The organism is Streptomyces sp. TSRI0281 (genome assembly GCF_001905125.1).
GTDB lineage: Bacteria > Actinomycetota > Actinomycetes > Streptomycetales > Streptomycetaceae > Streptomyces.
Genome location: NZ_LWLE01000038.1, coordinates 244,532 through 264,581, shown reverse-complemented (window position 1 = coordinate 264,581; position 20,050 = coordinate 244,532). Strand labels below are relative to the sequence as shown.

Annotated in this window: 18 protein-coding genes; 4 read left to right on the top strand and 14 right to left on the bottom strand. The window is 72.5% G+C overall.

Translation table 11 applies throughout. From position 1 onward, the window contains the following. Positions 1 to 242 precede the first annotated feature (242 nt). On the top strand, positions 243 to 1,103 hold the full coding sequence (locus tag A6A29_RS42105) for a 3-hydroxybutyryl-CoA dehydrogenase (RefSeq protein WP_073729305.1): 861 nt from the start codon (positions 243 to 245) through the stop codon (positions 1,101 to 1,103). A gap of 177 nt (positions 1,104 to 1,280) precedes the next feature. Here A6A29_RS42105 and A6A29_RS42100 read toward each other — a convergent pair whose 3' ends face one another. From A6A29_RS42100 to infC, 9 genes are all read right to left on the bottom strand, one after another. After that, positions 1,281 to 1,811 carry an NUDIX domain-containing protein gene (locus A6A29_RS42100; protein WP_073729600.1) on the bottom strand — a complete coding sequence of 177 codons (531 nt, stop codon included), beginning with the start codon at positions 1,809 to 1,811 and terminating at the stop codon, positions 1,281 to 1,283. Positions 1,812 to 1,897: 86 nt separating this feature from the next. Then, a complete protein-coding gene (locus A6A29_RS42095; RefSeq protein WP_073729303.1) occupies positions 1,898 to 3,238 on the bottom strand; it encodes a transcriptional regulator in 1,341 nt (446 codons plus the stop codon). A 453-nt stretch (positions 3,239 to 3,691) separates the two neighbouring features. Continuing rightward, entirely contained in the window at positions 3,692 to 6,205 is a 2,514-nt protein-coding gene (gene pheT / locus A6A29_RS42090) for a phenylalanine--tRNA ligase subunit beta (RefSeq protein WP_073729301.1), read from the bottom strand. After that, positions 6,205 to 7,344 (bottom strand): phenylalanine--tRNA ligase subunit alpha, encoded by a 1,140-nt coding sequence (pheS, locus tag A6A29_RS42085; protein ID WP_073729299.1) that lies wholly within the window; start codon positions 7,342 to 7,344, stop codon positions 6,205 to 6,207. Before pheS ends, pheT begins: the two co-directional genes overlap by 1 nt. Positions 7,345 to 7,543: 199 nt before the next feature. Next, complete coding sequence (locus A6A29_RS42080; protein WP_073729297.1) at positions 7,544 to 8,791, bottom strand: sensor histidine kinase; 1,248 nt, start codon at positions 8,789 to 8,791, stop codon at positions 7,544 to 7,546. Positions 8,792 to 8,994: 203 nt separating this feature from the next. Beyond that, a complete protein-coding gene (locus A6A29_RS42075; protein ID WP_073729295.1) occupies positions 8,995 to 9,834 on the bottom strand; it encodes a TrmH family RNA methyltransferase in 840 nt (279 codons plus the stop codon). Positions 9,835 to 9,950: 116 nt separating this feature from the next. Next, a complete protein-coding gene (rplT, locus tag A6A29_RS42070) occupies positions 9,951 to 10,334 on the bottom strand; it encodes a 50S ribosomal protein L20 (RefSeq protein ID WP_007457565.1) in 384 nt (127 codons plus the stop codon). A gap of 106 nt (positions 10,335 to 10,440) precedes the next feature. Continuing rightward, entirely contained in the window at positions 10,441 to 10,635 is a 195-nt protein-coding gene (gene rpmI / locus A6A29_RS42065; RefSeq protein WP_003970213.1) for a 50S ribosomal protein L35, read from the bottom strand. Positions 10,636 to 10,754: 119 nt separating this feature from the next. Beyond that, positions 10,755 to 11,486 (bottom strand): translation initiation factor IF-3, encoded by a 732-nt coding sequence (infC, locus tag A6A29_RS42060; protein ID WP_073729292.1) that lies wholly within the window; start codon positions 11,484 to 11,486, stop codon positions 10,755 to 10,757. 319 nt (positions 11,487 to 11,805) lie between these two features. On the opposite strand from infC, the gene A6A29_RS42055 reads away from it, so the two are divergent. Further along, on the top strand, positions 11,806 to 12,177 hold the full coding sequence (locus A6A29_RS42055) for a DUF1844 domain-containing protein (protein WP_073729290.1): 372 nt from the start codon (positions 11,806 to 11,808) through the stop codon (positions 12,175 to 12,177). A 99-nt stretch (positions 12,178 to 12,276) separates the two neighbouring features. Here the strand turns inward: A6A29_RS42055 and A6A29_RS42050 are convergent, their stop codons facing one another. Beyond that, positions 12,277 to 12,990, bottom strand: a complete 714-nt coding sequence (locus A6A29_RS42050; RefSeq protein ID WP_073729288.1) for an MIP family channel protein — start codon at positions 12,988 to 12,990, stop codon at positions 12,277 to 12,279. Between the two features lie 100 nt (positions 12,991 to 13,090). Beyond that, complete coding sequence (locus A6A29_RS42045) at positions 13,091 to 13,819, bottom strand: SseB family protein (RefSeq protein ID WP_073729286.1); 729 nt, start codon at positions 13,817 to 13,819, stop codon at positions 13,091 to 13,093. A gap of 86 nt (positions 13,820 to 13,905) precedes the next feature. Between A6A29_RS42045 and A6A29_RS42040 the strand changes: the two genes are divergently transcribed. Next, entirely contained in the window at positions 13,906 to 14,874 is a 969-nt protein-coding gene (locus tag A6A29_RS42040) for a serine hydrolase (RefSeq protein WP_073729284.1), read from the top strand. Here A6A29_RS42040 and mycP read toward each other — a convergent pair. Continuing rightward, entirely contained in the window at positions 14,858 to 16,036 is a 1,179-nt protein-coding gene (gene mycP, locus A6A29_RS42035; RefSeq protein WP_073729282.1) for a type VII secretion-associated serine protease mycosin, read from the bottom strand. The two genes, A6A29_RS42040 and mycP, sit on opposite strands and share 17 nt — an antisense overlap. Beyond that, positions 16,033 to 16,941, bottom strand: coding sequence for a hypothetical protein (locus A6A29_RS42030; protein WP_073729280.1), 909 nt, complete (start codon positions 16,939 to 16,941; stop codon positions 16,033 to 16,035). Before A6A29_RS42030 ends, mycP begins: the two co-directional genes overlap by 4 nt. Positions 16,942 to 17,744: 803 nt before the next feature. Here A6A29_RS42030 and A6A29_RS42025 point away from each other — a divergent pair. Further along, positions 17,745 to 18,947: an amino acid deaminase/aldolase gene (locus A6A29_RS42025; protein WP_073729278.1), complete on the top strand. Its 1,203-nt coding sequence runs from the start codon at positions 17,745 to 17,747 to the stop codon at positions 18,945 to 18,947. A 117-nt stretch (positions 18,948 to 19,064) separates the two neighbouring features. Here the strand turns inward: A6A29_RS42025 and A6A29_RS42020 are convergent, their stop codons facing one another. After that, the gene (locus A6A29_RS42020) at positions 19,065 to 20,024 is read right to left on the bottom strand and encodes a DUF2510 domain-containing protein (protein ID WP_073729276.1); all 960 of its coding nucleotides are present in this window, start codon (positions 20,022 to 20,024) and stop codon (positions 19,065 to 19,067) included. Between the last annotated feature and the right edge of the window lie 26 nt (positions 20,025 to 20,050).

The window sequence follows — 20,050 nt, the reverse complement described above, 5'->3', positions numbered from 1 at the left end:
CCGCGCCCGCCACAAAAGCTCTTCGACCCACCTGCGACATCTTCACCCACCCACCGTTTCGCTTCCTCTGTGTACGGCATCGGTAGCCGTGCGTGACGCAGATCATGCCCGCTCCCGGCCGGATGACCCGCGAACCGGCGGGGCCGGATCGCGGAGTAACGTCGTGGGGTCGAGGCGGGCACCGGAATCACACGGGACCCTGCGATACGGAGAACAGCGAAAGGCACGAGGTGACGGACTCTATGGCCGACATTGCACGCGTCGGAGTGGTGGGCTGTGGCCAGATGGGCGCAGGTATCGCGGAGGTGTGTGCGCGCAGCGGCCTCGAAGTGAAGGTGGCGGAAACCACCGGCGAGGCGCTGGAGATCGGCCGCACCCGACTGCACAACTCCCTCTCCAAGGCCGCCGAACGCGGCAAGATCACCGAAGAGGAGCGCGACGAGACCCTCGGCCGCCTCAGCTTCACCACCGACCTCGGTGAGTTCGCCGACCGCGATCTCGTCATCGAGGCCGTCGTGGAGAACGAGCAGGTCAAGACCGAGATCTTCCAGGTGCTCGACCAGGTGGTGACCCGGCAGGACGCGATCCTGGCCTCCAACACCTCCTCCATCCCGCTGGTGAAGCTGGCCGTCGCGACCTCGCGCCCGGACCGGGTCATCGGTATCCACTTCTTCAACCCGGCCCCGGTGCAGAAGCTCGTGGAGCTGATCCCGGCGCTGACCACCTCGGACGAGACCATCGCGCGCGCCGAGGCCGTGGTCCACGACGTGCTCGGCAAGCACGCGATCCGTGCCCAGGACCGGTCCGGCTTCGTCGTGAACGCCCTGCTGATCCCGTATCTGCTCTCCGCGATCCGGATGTTCGAGTCGGGCATCGCCAGCCGCGAGGACATCGACAACGGCATGGAGCTCGGCTGTGCCCACCCGATGGGCCCGCTGAAGCTCGCCGATCTGATCGGCCTGGACACGGTGGCCTCGGTGGCCGACTCGATGTACGCCGAGTTCAAGGAGCCGCTGTACGCCGCTCCCCCGCTGCTCCAGCGGATGGTCGACGCGGGCCGGCTCGGCCGCAAGACCGGCTCGGGCTTCTACCCGTACGCCTGACCTGCGGAGCTGTCACCTCAAGGGCCGGCCGGGCACCCCCGACCGGCCCTTCCCATGTCCTCGGCGTACCCGTCGCGCGGCCCCGTCTCCACCCTTCGCACGCCCTCGGCGGACCCGTCGCACGCGCGGCCCCGTCTCCACCCGTCGCGCGGTCCCGCGCGCATCCCGGCAGGGCTCTCACCCCAGCCGCACATGACGGAGCATCAGCAGCGCGGCGGCCATATTGGCCGCGGGCACCTCACCGCGGGCGATCAGGTCCGGGATCAGCTTGAGCGGTATCCACTCGCGGCGCGAGGACTCGAAGCCGTCCTGCGGAGGGCCGGTGTAGTGGGCCTCCCGCGACCAGAAGAGGTGGTGCCGGGCGTCGGTGAGCCCGTTGGCCGGCTCCACGGTCATCAGCGGATGCAGCTCGCCGGGGCGCCAGCCCGTCTCCTCCTCCATCTCCCGGGCAGCCGCCGCGGCGATGTCCTCGCCGTCCTCGACCACACCCGCGGCGAGTTCCCAGCCCCAGCTGTCGGTGATGAAACGGTGCCGCCACAACAGCAGTACCTCATCGGCGTCATTGACGACGGTGGCCGCGGCGACGGGCCTGAGCCGGATGACGAAGTGGTCGAGATGACGGCCGTCGGGGAGGACGACGTCCGCCAGGTTCACCCGGAACCAGGGATTCTCATACACATTCTGTTCGCTTGAGTTCGTCCACTGCACGGTGCTGCCGCCTTTCGACACGTCGATGGCACATGGCAGCAGGGTCCGTCCCGCAGGGGAACGCACGGAGCGGTGTACGGGGGAGCTCACAGAGGCACGCGCAGTGCCCCCTCGATGACTTCGGCCGTCCGCACCGCTTCGGCGCAACCGCTCGCCGTGAGCTGCTCCCGCACCGAGCGGAGCCGGTCGCGCAGCCGCCGGGAGTCCATCCCCCGGGCCCCTTCGGCCATTTCGGCGGCCGTGCGCGCCGCTCGGTCCGCCTCGCCCTGGAGCAGTTCGATCTGGGTCAGCATCGCCAGCCGGTGCACTCTGCCCCGGTCGTGCGCCGGGGCGCGCACCGCCGAGACCGCGTGCTGCCGGGCGGCGGACACATCCCCGAGGGTGAGCAGCGCCTCCGCCACCTGTACGTCGACCAGCCCGGGCTGGACGTATCCCGTCTCGTCCGGCTCCCCGCCGGGCCGGACGAGGTCCGCCTCGGACTCGGCACGGCGGATGCACGCCAGGGTGTTGCCGGAGTCCCCGAGCCGGGCGTACGCCTTGGCCTGCATGGCGTACAGATCGGCGGCCAGGGCCGGGGTGATGCGCGCTCCGGCGGCCCGCAGCGCCGCCTCGGCGAAGGCGACGGCACGGCGGTGTTCGGCGAGGAAGAGCGACTGGTTGACCAGCAGGGCGATCACATAGGCGCCCAGGCCCCGGTCGCCGCCGGCCTTGGCCAGGCGCAGCGCCTGGTGGAAGTAGCGCTGGGCCAGGCCGTGGGCGTCGGAGTCGTACGCGCAGATGCCCGCGACGGCCACCAGTCCGGCCGTCGCCCGGTGCAGCCGCCGGCCCAGCTCGTCGCCGCAGCCGCCGCGCAGCAGGGGCGCGGCCCGGGCGTTGAGGAAGCCGACGACCCGGGAGCGGGTCGCGATGCCGCCCGCCTTGCGGTACATCTGCTCGTAGTGGTCGCGGGCCGCCCGGAGCGTCACGATGTCGGCCGTGCTCACCCGGGTCTGCCCCGGCCGGGAGACATCGGTGTCCTCCGGAGGGTTCTCCCACTCCCAGACCGGCATCACCGCCGTCGTTCCGGTGACCGCGGGGGCGGTGGCGAGGTGCGGGCGCCGCTGCTCGTCCCAGCGCCACAGCGTGGTGGCCCGGTCGACGAATCCGGAGAGCGACATGCTGTCCGCCGTGGCGTTCCCGCCGGTCGCGCCCATGCCGATGTCGTCGAGGGCGACCGGGCGTCGCAGGCGGGTACCGAGGACTTCGCAGATCAGATCGGGCACCTGGCCGCGCGGGCGCTGCCCCTTCAGCCACCGGGACACCGCCGTGTGTTCGTAGCGCAGGCACAGGCCGCGGGCCCGGCCCGCCTGGTTGATGTGCCCGGCGAGCCCCGCCCGGGAGACACCGGCCTCGTCGATCAGGGCTTCGAGCAGGATATTGGGCTCCATGGCCCCCCCAGTCGTGCGTCGCGATGAGCCTAAGGGCTGTCCCATGATCCCCGGCGGGACAGCCCTAGTGGAGCACGATTCACACGGGGTGTGAACGGAATGCCCGAACCATCCTGCTGTGCACCCTGTCGCGCCGGTTCGCGTATCGGTTGACTGGGCCGTCTCGCAAGAGGCGGCCGGGTCGTCGGCTCCCCCTCGTACAGACGACGACCCGCACCCGCGCCGTTCGCCCTGCCGGCCTGCCCGACGCTCCGAGGCAGGGGGGACGGCGCCGGATCGCACGACCCACTGCCCAACGAAGAGGAGGGTGGCTGCGGATCGGAGTCCGGGACCGATTTCCTCCCGGTTCCGTCTCCGGGTCCGCGTGCGGTCCCTCCGCCGTTCGGCGGGACATGAGGAGGGGCGTATCCGGTGACCGGATACGCCCCTCCCTGCTGTGCCGGTGCCTGGGTGCTACGCGCCGCGCAGCACCGCGCCGGTGCGCTCGGCGGCCAGCGCGACCGCGCTGTCGCGGGCGGCCGACGCCTCCTCGACGGTCAGCGTGCGGTCCGCGGCACGGAACCGCAGCGCGTACGCCAGGGACTTGCGGCCCTCGCCGATCTGGTCACCGGTGAACACGTCGAACAGCCGCAGCGATTCGAGGAGTTCGCCCGCGCCGTCGCGCAGGGAACGCTCCACCTCGGCGGCGGGTACGTCCTCGGCGACGATCAGCGCGACGTCCTGGGTCGCCACCGGGAAGGTGGAGATCCGGGGTGCCTGGAGCGCGCCGTCGACGGCCCGCTCCAGCACGTCGAGCTCGACCTCCATGGCGCAGGTCCGCTCGGGCAGGTGGAGCTCCTTGATGACCCGCGGGTGCAGTTCGCCCGCGTGACCGAAGAGGGTCTCCTCGCCGTTCACGGTGACGAACAGCGCGGCGCAGCGGCCCGGGTGCCACGGCTCGTGCCGGTCGGCGCGGACGGTCAGCTCGACGCCCGCCTCACGGGCGATCGCGCGGGCGGCCTCGATGGAGTCGGCCCAGTCGGCGGGGCGGCCCTTGCCCCACCAGCCGGCCTGCTCGCGGGCGCCCGCGAGGACGACGGCGGCGCGGCGCGGCTGGCGCGGCAGCGCCGCGTCGAGTCCGGCGATCTCCTCGGCGGAGGGGCGCCGGTCGACGGGCAGCCGTACGGCCTGCGTCTCATGGCCGGTCGGCCGGAAGACGAGCCCGGTCTCGAAGAGCGCGAGATCGTGGCTGCCCCGGCCGTCGTTGCGCCGCAGTGCGCCGAGGAGGCCCGGCAGCAGCGTGGTGCGCAGCGCCGGCTCCTCGTCGGAGAGCGGGTTGACGAGCTTGACCGTACGGCGGCGGGCGTCGTCCTTGTCCAGGCCGAGCTGGTCCAGGACGGCGTCGCCGATGAACGGGTAGCTCAGCGCCTCGACGTAGCCCGCTCCGGCCAGTACCCGGCCGATGCGGCGGTGCAGCCGCTGGCGGTCGGTGAGACCGCGGCCGGACGGCGGCGTCGGCAGCGTGGACGGGAGGTTCTCGTAACCCTCCAGCCGGATGACCTCTTCGGCCAGGTCGTTCGGCTCGGCGAGGTCGGAGCGCCAGGACGGCACCGTGACGATCAGCTCGTCCTGCCCGTAGACGTCGCAGCCGACCTGCTGGAGGCGGCGTACGACGGTCTCGCGGCCGTACTCCACACCGGCGACCCGGTCGGGGTGGTCGGCGGGCATCGCGATGGTGCGGGGCGCGGAGGGCGCGCTGATCTCGGTGACGCCCGCCTCGGCGGTGCCGCCCGCGAGGAGGACCAGCAGGTCGACGGTGCGCTGCGCGGCAGCGGCGGCGGCCTGCGGGTCGACGCCGCGCTCGAAGCGCTTGGACGCCTCGGAGGACAGCCGGTGGCGGCGCGCGGTCCGGGCGATCGCGATCGCGTCGAAGTGCGCGGCCTCGATGACGACCTCGGTGGTGAGCGTCTCGCCGTTGCGGGCGTCGGCGATCTCCGTGTTGGCACCGCCCATGACACCGGCGAGGCCGATCGGCCCGCGGTTGTCGGTGATGACCAGGTCCTCGGCGTCCAGTACCCGCACGGTGCCGTCGAGCGTGGTCAGCTTCTCGCCCTGCTGGGCGCGGCGCACCCCGATCGGCCCGTCGACACGGGTGCGGTCGTAGGCGTGCAGCGGCTGGCCGAGCTCCAGCATCACGTAGTTCGTGATGTCGACGGCCAGCGAGATCGGACGCATCCCGGCCTTCTGCAGACGGCGCCGCATCCAGATCGGGGAGCGTGCCTCGGGCTGGAGGCCGGTCACGGTGCGCGCGGTGAAGCGGTCGCAGCCGATCGGGTCGGCCACCTTGACCGGGTAGCCGTAGGCGTTCGGCGCGGGCACGTCGAGCAGGGCCGGGTCGCGCAGCGGCAGCCCGTAGGCGATGGCCGCCTCGCGGGCGACGCCGCGCAGGGACAGGCAGTAGCCCCGGTCCGGTGTGACGGCGATGTCGAGGACCTCGTCGACGAGCTGGAGCAGCTCGATCGCGTCGGTGCCGACCTCGTGCTCCGGCGGCAGCACGATGATGCCGTGCGTGCCGTCGTCGCCCATGCCGAGCTCGTCGGTGGAACAGATCATGCCGTGCGAGGTACGGCCGTACGTCTTGCGCGCGGCAATCGCGAAGTCGCCGGGCAGGACGGCGCCGGGCAGGACCACGACGACCTTGTCGCCGACGGAGAAGTTACGGGCTCCGCAGACGATCTCCTGCGGCTCACCGGTGCCGTTGGCGGTGCCGACGTCGACCGTGCAGAAGCGGATGGGCTTCTTGAAGCCCTCCAGCTCCTCGATGGTCAGGACCTGTCCGACGACGAGGGGGCCCTTGAGCCCGGCGCCGATCTGCTCGACGGTCTCGACCTCAAGGCCGACGGCGACGAGCTTGGCCTGTACGTCACGGCCGGTCTCCGTCGCCGGCAGGTCGACGTACTCCCGCAGCCAGGAAAGCGGGACGCGCATCAGATCTCCATCCCGAACGGCCGGGTGAACCGGACGTCACCCTCGACCATGTCTCGCATGTCTTCGACGTTGTGGCGGAACATCAGCATCCGTTCGATGCCGAACCCGAAGGCGAATCCGCTGTACTTCTTGGGGTCGACGCCGCAGGCGATGAGCACCTTGGGGTTGACCATGCCGCAGCCGCCGAGCTCGATCCAGCCCTCGCTGCCGCAGGTGCGGCAGGGGCGGTCCGGGTTGCCGACGGACTCGCCGCGGCAGACGTAGCAGACCATGTCCATCTCGGCGGACGGTTCGGTGAACGGGAAGAAGTTCGGCCGCAGCCGGGTCTTCATGTCCGCTCCGAAGAGCGCCTGGACCATGTGGTCGAGGGTGCCCTTGAGGTCGGCCATGGTGAGGCCCTCGTCGACGGCGAGCAGCTCGATCTGGTGGAAGACCGGGGTGTGCGTGGCGTCGAGCTCGTCGGTGCGGTAGACCCGTCCCGGGCAGACCACGTAGACGGGCGGCTTGCGCTCCAGCAGGGAGCGGGCCTGGACCGGCGAGGTGTGCGTGCGCAGCACGATGCCGGACTCGTCGCCCGTGGTCGCCCTGCCGTCGGGCGTGGTGCCCTGGACGAAGAAGGTGTCCTGCGTCTGCCGGGCCGGGTGGTCGGGCACGAAGTTCAGGGCGTCGAAGTTGAACCACTCCGCCTCGACCTCGGGGCCCTCCGCGATCTCGTAGCCCATGGCCACGAAGACGTCCGCGACGCGCTCCATGATGGTCGCGAGGGGGTGGCGGGCTCCTGCCGGGGTGCGGTCGTAGGGCAGGGTGACGTCCACCGCCTCCTCGACCAGTACCCGGGCGTCCCGCTCGGCCTCCAGTTCCGCCTGACGGGCGGCGAGGGCCTTGGAGACGGCGCCGCGGGCCTGGCCCACGCGCTTGCCCGCCTCGGCCTTGGCCTGCGGCGGCAGAGCGCCGATCTCCCGGTTGGCGAGGGACAGCGGCGAGGTACCTCCGGTGTGCGCGGTCTTCGCCTGGGCGAGCGCGTCGAGGTCGCCCGCGGCGGCGAAGGCGGCGAACGCCTCGTCCCGCATGCGCTCGATCTCTTCCGGTTTCAGTGCCTCGACCTCGACTGGGTCGTACGACTTGTTCGGTGCCGACATCTCTTCCCGTGCTTCCGATTGGCTGATACTGCTCTTACCGGGGGATACCCCCGGACCCCCGTGGCCCCGCTCGACGCCTGGAGGACACAAAGGTGCCAAAGGTCGAGTCTAAGGGCCGCAGTGGGTGGAGGGGGCCGTGGGCGGCTCAGGGCCCGCCCGTCGCCCACCGACACGCTGCCCGATTGCTCCGCAGACCCTCTCAGTTCAAGTAGGCCGGCGCGCTCACGGGCAGAATAAATCGGAATTCGGCGCCGCCGCCGGGTCCGCGGCCGACGGTGATCGTGCCGCCGTGGGCCTCGACGATTCCCTTGACGATATAGAGGCCCAGACCGGTCCCGCCGCGCTTGCTCCCCCGCCAGAAGCGGGTGAAGACGCGTCCCATCGACTCCTCGGGGATGCCGGGGCCTTCGTCGCTCACGGTGACTGCCGTTCCTGTTTCGTCACTCTTCGCCGGCGCGGGTGCGGGGGCAATCTCAATAGTGACGGTTCCCTCACCGTGCCGCACCGCGTTTTCGAGCAGATTGCCGAGCACCTGGTCGACCTTGTCGGGGTCGGCCCACAGGTCGGGCAGCGGCTGCCGGGTACGGACGAGGAAGCGGTCGGGCTCCTGCCCGTTCGCGGTGAGGGCCTGGATGTGGCGTTCGACCGCGGCGGAGATGTCGACCGGCTGACGGCGCAGCTCCAGGCGGCCGGAGTCGATCCGGGAGATGTCGAGCAGTTCGGCGATGAGCCGGGTGACGCGGCCCGCGTCGGCGTCGACGGTCTCCAGCATCAGCCGCTTCTGGTCGTCGGTGAAGCGCTCCCACTTGGCCAGGAGCGTCGCGGTGAAGCCCTTGACCGAGGTCAGCGGGGAGCGCAGCTCATGGGCGACGGTGGCGATCAGCTCGGCGTGGCTGCGTTCGGTGCGCCGCCTGGCCTCGGTGCCGCGCAGCGAGACCACGACACGGCGCACCGGCCCGGTCGGCCGCTCGCGTACGTACCGTGCGGAGACCAGGACCTCGCGGCCGCCGGGCAGCAGGAGGTTGCGCTCGGGCTGTCCCACGCGGGTGGCGAGCCCGCCGTACGGGTCGGTCAGGGTCCACCAGCGCTGTCCCTTGAGGTCCTCCAGGGGCAGCGCGTGCTCCAGGGAACGGCCGAGTGCGGCGGCGCGCGGGGTGGCGGTGATCCGGGCGGCGGCGGAGTTGAAGCAGATGACCCGGCCGCTCGCGTCGGCGATGACGAGGCCGTCGGGAAGGTCGTCCGCGTCGATGCCGATACCGACGTCGTCGACGTCTCCGGCGGATTCCCGGCCGGTGGTTTCCCTGAGGTGCCGGTCGGTTTCCCTGAGCTGCCGGCCGGCGCCGTCCCCGCCCGTGTCCATGACGTCCGGACCCGTACCGTCCCGGTCCGCGGCAGTGCGTACGACGGCCGTGTGTGCCTGACGCGGACCGCTCATACCGACAGCCATATTCCCGTACCCCACCTCTCGAACCGGTGCAGTGGGCCCCCGAGTTCGTCACCCTACTAGTCGTCGGTGAGCGAGCGACACCCTGCGGGGGCGCACTGCGCCGGTGCGCCGGTGGGAGGGCTCACGCGGTGGCCGGTATCGGTCGGTGGCCGGTGGCGCCCCGCGTCCACGGGCCGCCGGAAGCCGACGCCGACCGCGGTGGATCAGGCGGTACGGCGCGGGCGCTGCGCCCGCGCGGAGGCGTACAGGCAGACGGCCGCCGCGGTCGCGAGGTTGAGGCTCTCCGCCTTGCCGTGGATGGGGACGCGGACCACGGCGTCGGCCAGCGCACGGGTCTCCTCGGGCAGTCCCCATGCCTCGTTGCCGAAGACCCAGGCGGTGGGCCCGCCCATGGTGCCCGCGTCCAGCTCGTCGTCGAGGTCGTCGGCGCCGGCGCCGTCGGCGGCGAGGATGCGTACCCCGGCGTCCCGCAGTCCCCGCACGGCCTGCTCGACGGGGACTCCGACGGCGACCGGCAGATGGAACAGCGAACCGACCGACGCCCGCACGGACTTGGGGTTGTAGAGGTCCACCGAGGCATCGGTGAGCACGACGGCGTCGGCACCCGCCGCGTCGGCGCAGCGCAGCACCGTACCGGCGTTCCCGGGGTCCCGTACGTTGGCGAGCACGGCCACCAGCGTGGGCTTGGCGGCGAGGATCTGTTCGAACGGCGAGTCCAGGAAGCGGCAGACGCCGATCAGGCCCTGCGGGGTGACGGTCTGCGACACATCGGCCAGTACCTCGCTGTCGGCCAGATGTACCCGGGCGCCCGCCGCGTGGGCGGCGTCGATGATGTCGCCGTACCGCTCGGCGGCCTCGACGGTGGCGAACAGTTCGATGAGCGTCGGCTCGCCGTCGCTGCCCCGGTGCCCGGCGGCCTCGCGCACGGCCTGCGGCCCCTCGGCGATGAACCGGCGCTCCTTGCCGCGGAAGTTTCGCTTGGCCAGCCGCCGGGCGGCGGTGACGCGCGGCGATCGCGGGGAGATCAGTTCGGGGGTGCCCATGGTCGGCGGCGAGCCTCTCTGCGTACGGAGGTGGGGATCAGGTGGCGCAACGCACCGGACCCGCAGACGGCGTGCGCCTGCGGGTCCGGCTCGGTTACCTGGAAGAGCGGCCTGGATCAGGCGGCCTTCGGGGCGTTGACGTCGCTCGGGAGGGCCTTCTGGGCAACCTCGACGAGGGCGGCGAACGCGTTGGCGTCGTTGACCGCGAGCTCGGCCAGGATCTTGCGGTCCACCTCGATGTTGGCGGCCTTCAGACCCTGGATGAGGCGGTTGTACGTCATGCCGTTCTGGCGGGCAGCGGCGTTGATGCGCTGGATCCACAGCTGACGGAAGTCGCCCTTGCGCTTCTTGCGGTCGTTGTAGTTGTAGACCAGGGAGTGGGTGACCTGCTCCTTGGCCTTGCGGTACAGGCGCGAACGCTGACCGCGGTAGCCCTTGGCGGCCTCGAGAATTGCCCGGCGCTTCTTGTGGGCGTTTACTGCCCGCTTGACGCGTGCCACTTGTTAACTCCTTGTAGCGGGGCCGTGGTTGTCCTCACACGGCCCGGAAACGAATTGGTCCCGGTGTGATCGAGGTCGTGCCCCCGGGGTCACCGGGGGCCGAACCTCACTTGCCGAGAAGCTTCTTGATCTTCTTGGCGTCGGCCGGAGCCACGACGACCGTGCCGGTCAGCGAGCGGGTCTTCTTGGACGACTTGTGCTCGAGCAGGTGGCGCTTGCCGGCCCTCTCGCGGAGCACCTTGCCGGAGCCGGTGATCTTGAAGCGCTTGCTGGCACCGCTGTGCGTCTTGTTCTTCGGCATCGCGCCGTTCTCTCCTCGTCAGTGGCGCCCCTCACGGTGCGGGCACCGGACTGCAGGGGCGTCAGATCTCTATGGGATTCCGCGGGGACCCGGGGCGCCTGGATGGCAGCCCCCGAGGATCACGCCTCGGAAGGTGTCTCGGTCGGAGCCTCGGCGGCTGCGGCCGGAGCCTCAGCAGCCTCACCCTCGGACTCGGCGTCGGGCGCATAGCCCTGACGCTCCGCCTTGCGGGCGGCCTGGGCCTCACGGGCCTCGGCCATAGCTTCGGTCTTCTTCTTGTGCGGGCCCAGAACCATGATCATGTTCCGGCCGTCCTGCTTCGGGTTGGACTCGATGAAACCGAGGTCCTCGACATCCGAAGCGAGACGCTGGAGCAGTCGGAAGCCCAGCTCGGGGCGGGACTGCTCACGACCACGGAACATGATCGTGATCTTGACCTTGTCGCCCTGCTTGAGGAACCGGACGACGTGACCCTTCTTGGTGTCATAGTCGTGCGGGTCGATCTTCGGCCGGAGCTTCATCTCCTTGATGACCGTGTGCGCCTGGTTCTTGCGCGCCTCACGGGCCTTCATGGCCGACTCGTACTTGAACTTCCCGTAGTCCATGAGCTTGCACACGGGCGGACGGGCGGTCGCCGCCACCTCGACCAGGTCGAGGTCGTACTCCTGTGCGAGCTCCAGGGCCTTGGCAAGCGGAACAATCCCGACCTGCTCGCCGCTGGGACCGACAAGTCGCACCTCGGGAACGCGAATCCGGTCGTTGATGCGGGGCTCGGCGCTGATGGATCCTCCTCGGTAGCACCACGCGACCGCCTGGCGGACAGCCCCGTAGCGTCTGTTTCGTGAGACCAACCGAGCCGGAACGGCAAAAATGCCCCGGACGGAACACAGGCGGGGCTCCTTGAACTACCGGAACACCGCCGCGTCTACCGCGGGGCGCATCGGGCGGCTCCATCGTCCGTACGGAACGATGGTCGCCACCTGACCGGTGACCCGCCGTCCTCCAGGGACAGACAGGTGGGAGATCGGAGCCTCCACTTGTGGGCCGGGCACATAGATGTCCGGCCGGTCGTTACACAAGGTTAGCAGCTTCCCCGGAGTGGCGCCGACCGGTGCGCGCAACGGGCTCCCGCGGACAGTGGCGTACGGGCCTGGCCTTATCGTGTGGGACATGAGCGACGCGACCCCCAGCACCGATTCCTCCGGCTCCCCCGGCTTCGACGACATGGCCCGTGACATCGCGGAGGTTCCCGCGGTCGAGGTGATCGTGACGGTCGCCGTCAACCTGATGAGCGCGGCCGCCGTCAAGCTCGGCCTGACCGAGGAGGGCGAGGAGCACAAGGACCTGGACGAGGCCCGCAAGCTGGTCCACGCGCTCGCCGGACTGCTGGACGCGAGCACCACGGAGATCAGCACCTTCCACGCCTCTCCGCTGCGGGACGGCCTGAAGTCGCTCCAGCTGGCGTTCCGCGAGGCGTCTCTCGTACCGGACGAGCCCGGCCAGGGCCCCGGCGAGAAGTACACCGGCCCGGTCTACGGCTGACCGCTCTCCCCCGAACCGAAAGCGCGAGCCCGCCGCCAGTGTCACTGGCGGCGGGCTCGCGCTTTCGGTTCGGGCCGGGGCCGGGGGTCCGCGCCGGGTTCAGGCGGTCCCGTCGAGCTGCGCGGGCTCCAGGGCCGGCACCGGATGGGTCAGCCGGTGCGCGAACGCCGCGATCACGCCACCGACCAGCGGCGCCACGATGAACAGCCACAGCTGGGAGAGGGCCGCACCGCCCGCGAACAGGGCCGGACCGAGGGAGCGGGCCGGGTTGACCGAGGTACCGGTCAGCGGGATGCCCACCAGGTGGATCGCCGCGAGGGACAGTCCGATGGGCAGCCCGTCGAAGCCGATGACCGCGACCTTGTGGGTCACCGCCAGCACCACGAAGACCAGCAGGAAGGTCAGCACCACCTCGGCGAGGAACGCTCCGCCCAGGTTGATGTGGACGGCCGACCGGTCGTCGTAGCCGTTGCTCCCGAACGCGCCGCTCGTCTTCAGCCCCGGGACCTGCTTGGCCAGCAGGAAGAGCAGGGCCGCACCCACGATGCCGCCGAGGAACTGGGCCACCCAGTACTCGACGGCCGTCCGGAGGTCGATCCTGCGGGCCACCAGCATGCCCAGCGTGACCGCCGGGTTCACATGGCAGCCGGAGACCGGACCCAGCGCGTAGGCGAGCGTGAGCAGAGTGAAGCCGAACGCGAGGGCGATGCCCACCGTTCCGATGTACTCGACGGCGAGCACCGCCGATCCGACGGCGAAGAAGACCAGCAGCAGCGTTCCCAGGAATTCCGACACCACTGTCCGCGTCTGCATACAACCACCTCGCGAGATCTGGGGCGATCAGTCGGTTTGATCTGATTTCCCGTAATTCTCACGGTGTGGTGCGAGATGCGCGCGTTGAGCAGATCGGTGATCAGCGAGTGAACAGCGCTTCACCCGGGGTGACCGCCCCGGCGGGCAGCAGCGCCAGATCGAGGCCGCGCACCAGCCTGGCCCGCAGTACCTCGCTGGCCGACAGGGCTTCGGCGACGCGGCGGGCCGCCTCGGCGGGCACGGCGTCCGGGGCGAGGACGAGTGCCAGGGTGCCGTCGGCCGGGCCCGGCCCGAGGTGGGCCCGGATCACGGCAGGTTCGGCCGCCACCGTGTCCCGTACCGCCGCGACGACGGCCGGGTCCTGGAGCGGGTCCGTGCTGGTGCGGTTCTCGGCCAGCGCCAGCAGGGCCGGACCGGTCAGCTCGAACGCGACGGGCCCGGCGAGGTCCAGCACCACCGTGTCGGCCTTCTCGTGCGCGGCGGCCTGGAGTGCCTGGTGCAGGGGTACGGCGACGGGGCGGGCCTCGGGGTCCCAGCGGGCCAGCGAAACGGTCGAGGTGAAGGCGGGCAGCGCGCGCCGGTCACCGGCCTGGAGCGTGGGGACCGCCATGTCACTGGTCTTCTCGCGGCGCAGCCCGTTCTCGTCCTCCTCGACCTCGCCGAGAACGGCGACCACCGGAACGAGCAGCCGGGCGGTCCGCAGTGCTTCGAGGACCGGGTCCACCGCCGTCCGGTCCGCCGACCAGGCGGCGAGCGCCGCTGTCAGTGCGGGATCGGCCGTGCCGTCGTCGTCGGAGAAACCGGGGTCCGGAATGTTCTTGAGCGCCACGGGACGAGCGTAGTCCCTGCCTCTTCCCACCCCGGCGACAGGTCGGGCACAGGCTGCTGCCCGGTGGGATTCCTGGCGTCCGGACCATGTCCCGACAGAGATTGCGCCGCCGGTCCACGCGGTCCGCCCCGGCCGCCGCGGCGGTGAAGACCGTGGTGTCGGCCACGGTGCCACCGGCCTGTTCGACCGCCGGGGGCGCCTATCCGGTGGGTCGCGCGCCGGATACCTCGCCCGGTGCGGTGGCCTCCGTATCGTCCGCCTCACCGCCCGCCACACGTGCACCGGCGGCGGCGAGGGGCGAGGAGGCCGAGGTGGATCTCGACGCGGAGCTGGCCCGGGTGGTCGCGCCCCTGATCGGTGACGCCCGGCTGTCGGTCGCGGTGCTGGACACCGGCAGGGGGGCGGGTGCGGTGTACGGGGACGGGGCGGCGTACGACACCGCGAGCATCGTCAAGGTGGACATCCTGGCGGCGCTGCTGCTGCGGGCCCAGGACGAGGGGCGTGAGCTGAGCGACGCCGAGCAGACGTACGCGGCCTCGATGATCGGGCGCAGCGACGATGCCTCGGCCACCAGGCTCTGGCGGGTGATCGGGGGCGCGGAGGGGCTCGACGCGGCGAACGTACGGCTCGGGCTGACCGGCACCGCCGCCGCGCGGGCCTGGGGGCTGACACAGACCACCGCGGCGGATCAGGTACGGCTGTTGCGGGCGGTGTTCGACGGGGACGGCGACGGGGACTCCGCGCAGGGGTCCGTCGAGGGATCCGTGCTCTCCCGGGCGTCACGGGTCTATGTGCGGGGGCTGATGGGGCGGGTCGAGGCGGACCAGCGGTGGGGAGTCTCCGCGGCGGGCGACGCGTGGGCGCTGAAGAACGGCTGGATGCCGCGCACCACGACGGGGCTCTGGGACATCAACAGCATCGGGCGGGTACGGGCCGGCGGGCGCGACTACCTGGTGGCCGTGCTCTGTGACGGGCAGCCGACGAAGGAGGCCGGCATCACGCTGGTCGAGGCCGTCGCGAAGGCCGCGGTCGGCGTGGTCAGCGACGCCCGGTGAGCCTCCGGCCCCGCCACAGGACGACGGCCAGGCCCAGCAGGACGGCGCCGAGGCCGCCCGCCGCCGGGGCCGGCCAGTTCACCGGGGCCTCGTCCCTGTCCGGCGGGGTGGGTCCCGGGCCGAAGTACCGCTTGCGGTATCCGGTCACGGCGGACTTCGCGCCGAGGTCGGCCGGGCGCATCCGGGACCCCGTCCCGATGGCCTCGGCCGGGTCGACGATGCCGTAGCCGCGGGCGTCGTCGCGGCCGTCGGCCGGGGCGTTGCGGGCGGTGTCCGCGAGGAGCTTCTTGATCTGGGCGGGCGTGAGGCCGGGGTGGGCGGCGCGGACCAGGGCGACGGCTCCGGAGACGAAGGCCGAGGCCGCGGAGGTGCCCCACTCGATGTAGTACTTGCGGTCGGGGTTGGCGACGACGATGTCGACGCCGGGCGCGCTGACGGTGGCGTACCAGCGGCGGGTGGAGAACGAGGCGTGCGTGCCGTGCTTGTCCACGGCGGCGACCGCGATCACGCCGGGGTAGGCGGCGGGGTAGGAGACCCGGTCCCCCTTCTCGCCCCCGTTGCCCGCCGAGGCGATGACGGACACGCCCTTGGCCAGGGCGTACTGGATGGCGGCGTCCTCGCCCGGTTCGGGGTGGGCGGACTTGCTGTCGTCGCCGAGCGAGAGGTTGATGACGTCGGCGTCGTGGTCGGTGGCCCAGCGGATGCCGTCGGCGAGCGCGGTGCCGCGGGACTTGCGGGCCTTGGCGCGGGAGGGGTCGTTGGACTCCAGGATCACCCGGACCGGGAGGATCCTGGCCTCGGGAGCGATGCCGAGGATGCCGTCGCCCCGTCCCGTGCCGCTGCCGCGGCCCGCGATGATCCCGGCCATCGCGGTGCCGTGCAGGGCCCAGGCCTCATCGCCCCGCCCGGCGCCGAAACCGATGAGGTCCTTGCCGGGGAGCACTCCGCCGGCCAGGTCGGGGTGGGTGTTGTCGACCCCGGTGTCGAGGACGGCGACGATGATGCCCTTGCCCTTGGTGGTCTGCCAGGCCCGGTCGGTGTGCAGGGCCCCCAGGCCCCACTGCTGGTCCCGGATGGCGTCCGCGTGGGCGGGGGCGGCGGCGGTGAGCGCGAGGACGGTGGCGGCGCAGACCGCGGCGAGGGCACGGCGGCTGCGGTTCATTCCGGCTTCTCCGTGAGGTCGGTGACGGTCCTGCGCAGGCCGCGCTCCACCCGGTCGGCCACGCCCACGGCCTCGTGGCCGAGCCCGGCCTGGGCGGCGGGCGTCGTCGCACCGGCGGCCATGGCCGCGGCGGCCGGCTGCGGGTCGGCGACGGTACGCCCGTCGGCGAAGCCGGAGACGGCGAACACGACGACCGGGACCTCGGTGAGTACATGAACCGTCCAGCTGGCGCGCTGCGCGTCGCCGAACGTCGCGGCGACCGTCCCTCCGACGGCGTACGTGCGCGGCATGAGGTCCTTGCGCGCGGCGAGGCGCTGCTCGGTGAAGCGGCTGCTGAGCGCGCGCATGCCCTCCTCGGCCGCCTCGGTGAAGATCATTCCGACGGTGGTGACGCTGCTCCGCGTCGCGTCGGTGTAGGTGGCCCGCACCATGCGTTCACAGCCGACCGGGCGGAGCGTCTGGAGGAGCAGCGGGTCGAGGCCCTTGGCACAGCCACTGTCGGCGGCGACCGCGACCCGCGTCCATACCCGGCCCGCGGCGCCGGGGCCCGCGCCGTCGCCCTTGAGGGTGCGCGGGAAGAGGGTGTCGACGGGGACGCTGTGCCAGAGGGTCCGGCCCGTGGTGTAGGTGCTGCGGGTGCCGGGTTCGGCCGAGGAGTCGCCGGTGAGCCAGGCGCCGGTGACCGCGCCGCCGATCAGCCCGAGACCGAGGACGACGCAGGCGGCGGCCGCGGCGGTCCGGCCCCGGTGCCGCGGCCGGACCGGGCGCAGCCGGGTGGTGGTCTCCACGGGCGTCTCGGGGAAGCCGTAGCGGTGCGGTACCGGGTAGGAGCCGGGGTACGCGCCGGGGGGTGCGGGCTGCGGTCCGGGGCGGGGCGCCCTACCGGGGAGGGGTGTGAGGTCCACCGCGCCGACGGGTCTGCGCCGGGTCGCGGGAGGCGGTGGCACGGCGGGGGGCGCGTCCGGCGCAGGCGGCGGGGACGGCACGACCGGCGGGAACTGCGGCGACCGCGTGGACGGCGGAAGCGGAGGGGACTGCGGAGGCGGAGAGGTCTGCGGAGGCGGCGGGGACTGCGGGCCGGTGGTCCCGGGTGCGGACGGCGGCACGGGGCGCAGCCGGGCGGTCGTCTCGGCGGGGGTGTGGCCGGCGGGCGGGTTCACGGCGGGGGCGGCCGGGCGCAGGGGTGCGGCGGGGGCCTGGCGGGTGGGCGCGGGGGGCGCGACGGGCGCGGGAGGGGTCCGGTGCGCGGGTGCGACGGGGGTTGTCGGCGCGGGAGGGGCCTGGTGGTTCGGCGCGCCGGGCGGGGGCTGCGGGGCCGGTGTGCCGGTCGGCCGCGGCTGCGGTGCCGGTGTGCGCATCGGCTGTGTCTGCGGCTGCCGCTGCGGTCGGTGCGGGGCCTTCGTCGCCGGAGGTGCGGGAGGCGGTGGCACGGCGGGGGGCGGTCCCGCAGGGTGGGGCGGCGTCGGCGGCGGGGTGGTCGGGCGGGGCGGCACGGGAGCGCGCTGCGCTTCGGTACTCATCCGGCCCGCCCCCTGGTTCACGTCCTCGTACCGCCCGCGGATCAGCGTCACAGGCAGGCCCGTTGGTCCTCGCGTGCCCGTTACTCTACGGGCTGGGGAGCCGCTGAGGGGAACGGGCCGCCGGGGCCGGGGGATCTGCCCCGATCGTCCCCCTACCCAGCGGTACGGGTGTCTGGCAAGCTGCGGCCATGACTGCCCGCGCCGCTGACCGGACCCGATACAACCGGGCCACCGCCCATCTCGACGCCCCGATCGCCGTGGTCGATCTGGAAGCCTTCGACGCCAACGCCGACGATCTCGTCGGCCGGGCCGCGGGGAAGCCGATCCGGGTGGCGAGCAAGTCGGTGCGCTGCCGGACCCTGCTGGAACGGGTGCTCGCGCGTCCCGGGTTCGCCGGGATCATGTCGTTCACGATGGCGGAGTCGCTGTGGCTGGCGCGCGCGGGTTTCGAGGACGTGCTGCTGGCCTACCCGTCGGCCGACCGCGCCGCGTTCGCCGAGCTGGCCGCCGACCCGAAGCTGGCCGCCGCGGTGACGGTGATGGTCGATGACCAGGCGCAGCTGGAGCTGATCGACGCGGCGCGGGCCGGTGGGAGTGAGGAGATCCGGGTCTGCCTGGAGCTGGACACCTCGCTGCGGCTGCTGGGCGGCCGGGTCAGGATCGGAGCGCTGCGTTCCCCGCTGCGCTCCCCCGTCCAGCTGGCGGAGCTGGCCCGCTCGGTGGCCCGCAGGCCGGGATTCCGGCTGGTGGGCCTGATGGCGTACGAGGGTCATGTCGCCGGGGTCGGCGACTCGATCGCGGGGCGTCCGCTGCGCTCCCGGGCGGTCCGGCTGATGCAGTCCGCGGCCCGCAAGGAGCTGGCGACCCGCCGGGCCGAGGTGGTGCGGGCGGTGCGGGCGGTGGTGCCGGACCTGGAATTCGTGAACGGCGGCGGTACGGGCAGCGTCCAGCACACCGCGGCCGAGCACGCGGTGACGGAGATCGCGGCCGGGTCGGGGCTGTACGTTCCGCGGCTGTTCGACAACTACACGTCGTTCACCGGCCGTCCGGCGGCGCTGTTCGCGCAGCCCGTGGTGCGCAGGCCCGGGGTGGGCGTGGTGACGGTGCTGGGCGGCGGCTATCCGGCGTCCGGCGCGGCCGGTGCGGACCGGCTGCCCGTGCCGTATCTGCCGGAGGGGCTGCGCTACGACCCGCAGGAGGGCGCGGGCGAGGTGCAGACTCCACTGCTGGGCGCCCCGGCGGACGATCTCCTGATCGGCGACAAGGTGTGGTTCCGGCACGCCAAGGCCGGTGAACTGTGCGAGCGGTTCGAGGAGTTGCACCTGATCGAGGGCGACCGGATCACGGCGACGGTACCGACGTACCGGGGCGAGGGCCGTACCTTCCTCTGATCCGGCGGGCTCCGGTACGGTCCCGGCGGGCTCCGGTGCGGCCCGGCAGGCTCCGGCAGCGCTCCAGCGCGGCGCGGCACGGTTCCGGTGTGGCTCCGGACGTTCGCGCCGGCGGTGTCAGGGAGCGACCGAGCTGCCCACCCCGCCGCTCGTCGCGCTGTCGCCCACCGGGCGGATGCCCTGGGTGATCGTGTCCATGAGGGAGAGCGGCAGCTCCTGGCGGCCCGCGTCGAAGGCGAACCTGACGAGGACCGGTGTCTCGCTGCCCACCGCCGAGGGGAAGGCCAGTGACTGCACCACGCCGCCGGGGCCCTTCCCGGTGGTGACCTGCCAGCGCACCAGGTAGCCCGTACGCCCGGCCACGCTCACCGACTCGGACTTCAGCACCTTGTGCGACACGATGCCGCCGTGGATGCGGTCGCCGACGATGCTCTCCTCGTACGCGTTGTCGGCGGCGGCTTCGATGTCCTGCTCGGCCAGCGCCTCGGGGGTGCTCGCGTCGGTACGGGCCGGGGTGTGGGTGGTGACCGTGCCGTGGTAGCAGAACGCGCCGGAGTCGCCGGGGCAGCTGTAGGAGGGGGTGGTGTGCATGGTGGGCACGTCCTCGACGGTGCTGTCGGGCTTCTCCCAGCCGGCGGGGACCGGAAGGGTGATCCCGTTGAGCTGATCGGTGAGGAGGGCCGGGGAGTCGTCGGGGGCGGCACTGCTCGGGGAGGCGGTGGCCGGGGCCGTGGGGGACGCGGCCGTTCCGCCGGGGTCCGCAGTCGGCCGCGTACCGCCGTCGTCCCTGCCCAGCAGCACGGCACCGGTGACGGCGACGCCGACGACCACCAGTGCCGACAGCGCGACCGCCAGGACCCGGCCGCGGGACGTGCCGCCGCGGGGCATTCCGCTGCCGGTGCGCTGCTGGGGAAGCAGGGGCGGCCCGAACGACGGTGCCGTGTCCGGCTGTCGCGGTTCGGGGTGCCCGGCGGCGAGCGGGCGGGTGTGCGCGGTCCAGGCCGTGCCGTCCCACCAGCGCTCGGTGCCGGGGGCACCCGTGTCCGGGTACCAGCCGGGCGGTGTCGCGAAGGTCATGCCCCCACTCTAGGGTCCGGGCCCGG

What these genes read in the sequence shown, in the direction of transcription:
- A6A29_RS42025 (WP_073729278.1), top strand. Translation starts at nt 17,745, where the DNA reads ATGACTGCCCGCGCCGCTGACCGGACCCGATACAACCGGGCCACCGCC.
- A6A29_RS42080 (WP_073729297.1), bottom strand. Translation starts at nt 8,791, where the DNA reads ATGGCTGTCGGTATGAGCGGTCCGCGTCAGGCACACACGGCCGTCGTA.
- A6A29_RS42050 (WP_073729288.1), bottom strand. Translation starts at nt 12,990, where the DNA reads ATGCAGACGCGGACAGTGGTGTCGGAATTCCTGGGAACGCTGCTGCTG.
- A6A29_RS42055 (WP_073729290.1), top strand. Translation starts at nt 11,806, where the DNA reads ATGAGCGACGCGACCCCCAGCACCGATTCCTCCGGCTCCCCCGGCTTC.
- A6A29_RS42040 (WP_073729284.1), top strand. Translation starts at nt 13,906, where the DNA reads ATGTCCCGACAGAGATTGCGCCGCCGGTCCACGCGGTCCGCCCCGGCC.
- mycP (WP_073729282.1), bottom strand. Translation starts at nt 16,036, where the DNA reads ATGAACCGCAGCCGCCGTGCCCTCGCCGCGGTCTGCGCCGCCACCGTC.
- pheT (WP_073729301.1), bottom strand. Translation starts at nt 6,205, where the DNA reads ATGCGCGTCCCGCTTTCCTGGCTGCGGGAGTACGTCGACCTGCCGGCG.
- A6A29_RS42075 (WP_073729295.1), bottom strand. Translation starts at nt 9,834, where the DNA reads ATGGGCACCCCCGAACTGATCTCCCCGCGATCGCCGCGCGTCACCGCC.
- pheS (WP_073729299.1), bottom strand. Translation starts at nt 7,344, where the DNA reads ATGTCGGCACCGAACAAGTCGTACGACCCAGTCGAGGTCGAGGCACTG.
- A6A29_RS42105 (WP_073729305.1), top strand. Translation starts at nt 243, where the DNA reads ATGGCCGACATTGCACGCGTCGGAGTGGTGGGCTGTGGCCAGATGGGC.
- A6A29_RS42020 (WP_073729276.1), bottom strand. Translation starts at nt 20,024, where the DNA reads ATGACCTTCGCGACACCGCCCGGCTGGTACCCGGACACGGGTGCCCCC.
- rpmI (WP_003970213.1), bottom strand. Translation starts at nt 10,635, where the DNA reads ATGCCGAAGAACAAGACGCACAGCGGTGCCAGCAAGCGCTTCAAGATC.
- A6A29_RS42095 (WP_073729303.1), bottom strand. Translation starts at nt 3,238, where the DNA reads ATGGAGCCCAATATCCTGCTCGAAGCCCTGATCGACGAGGCCGGTGTC.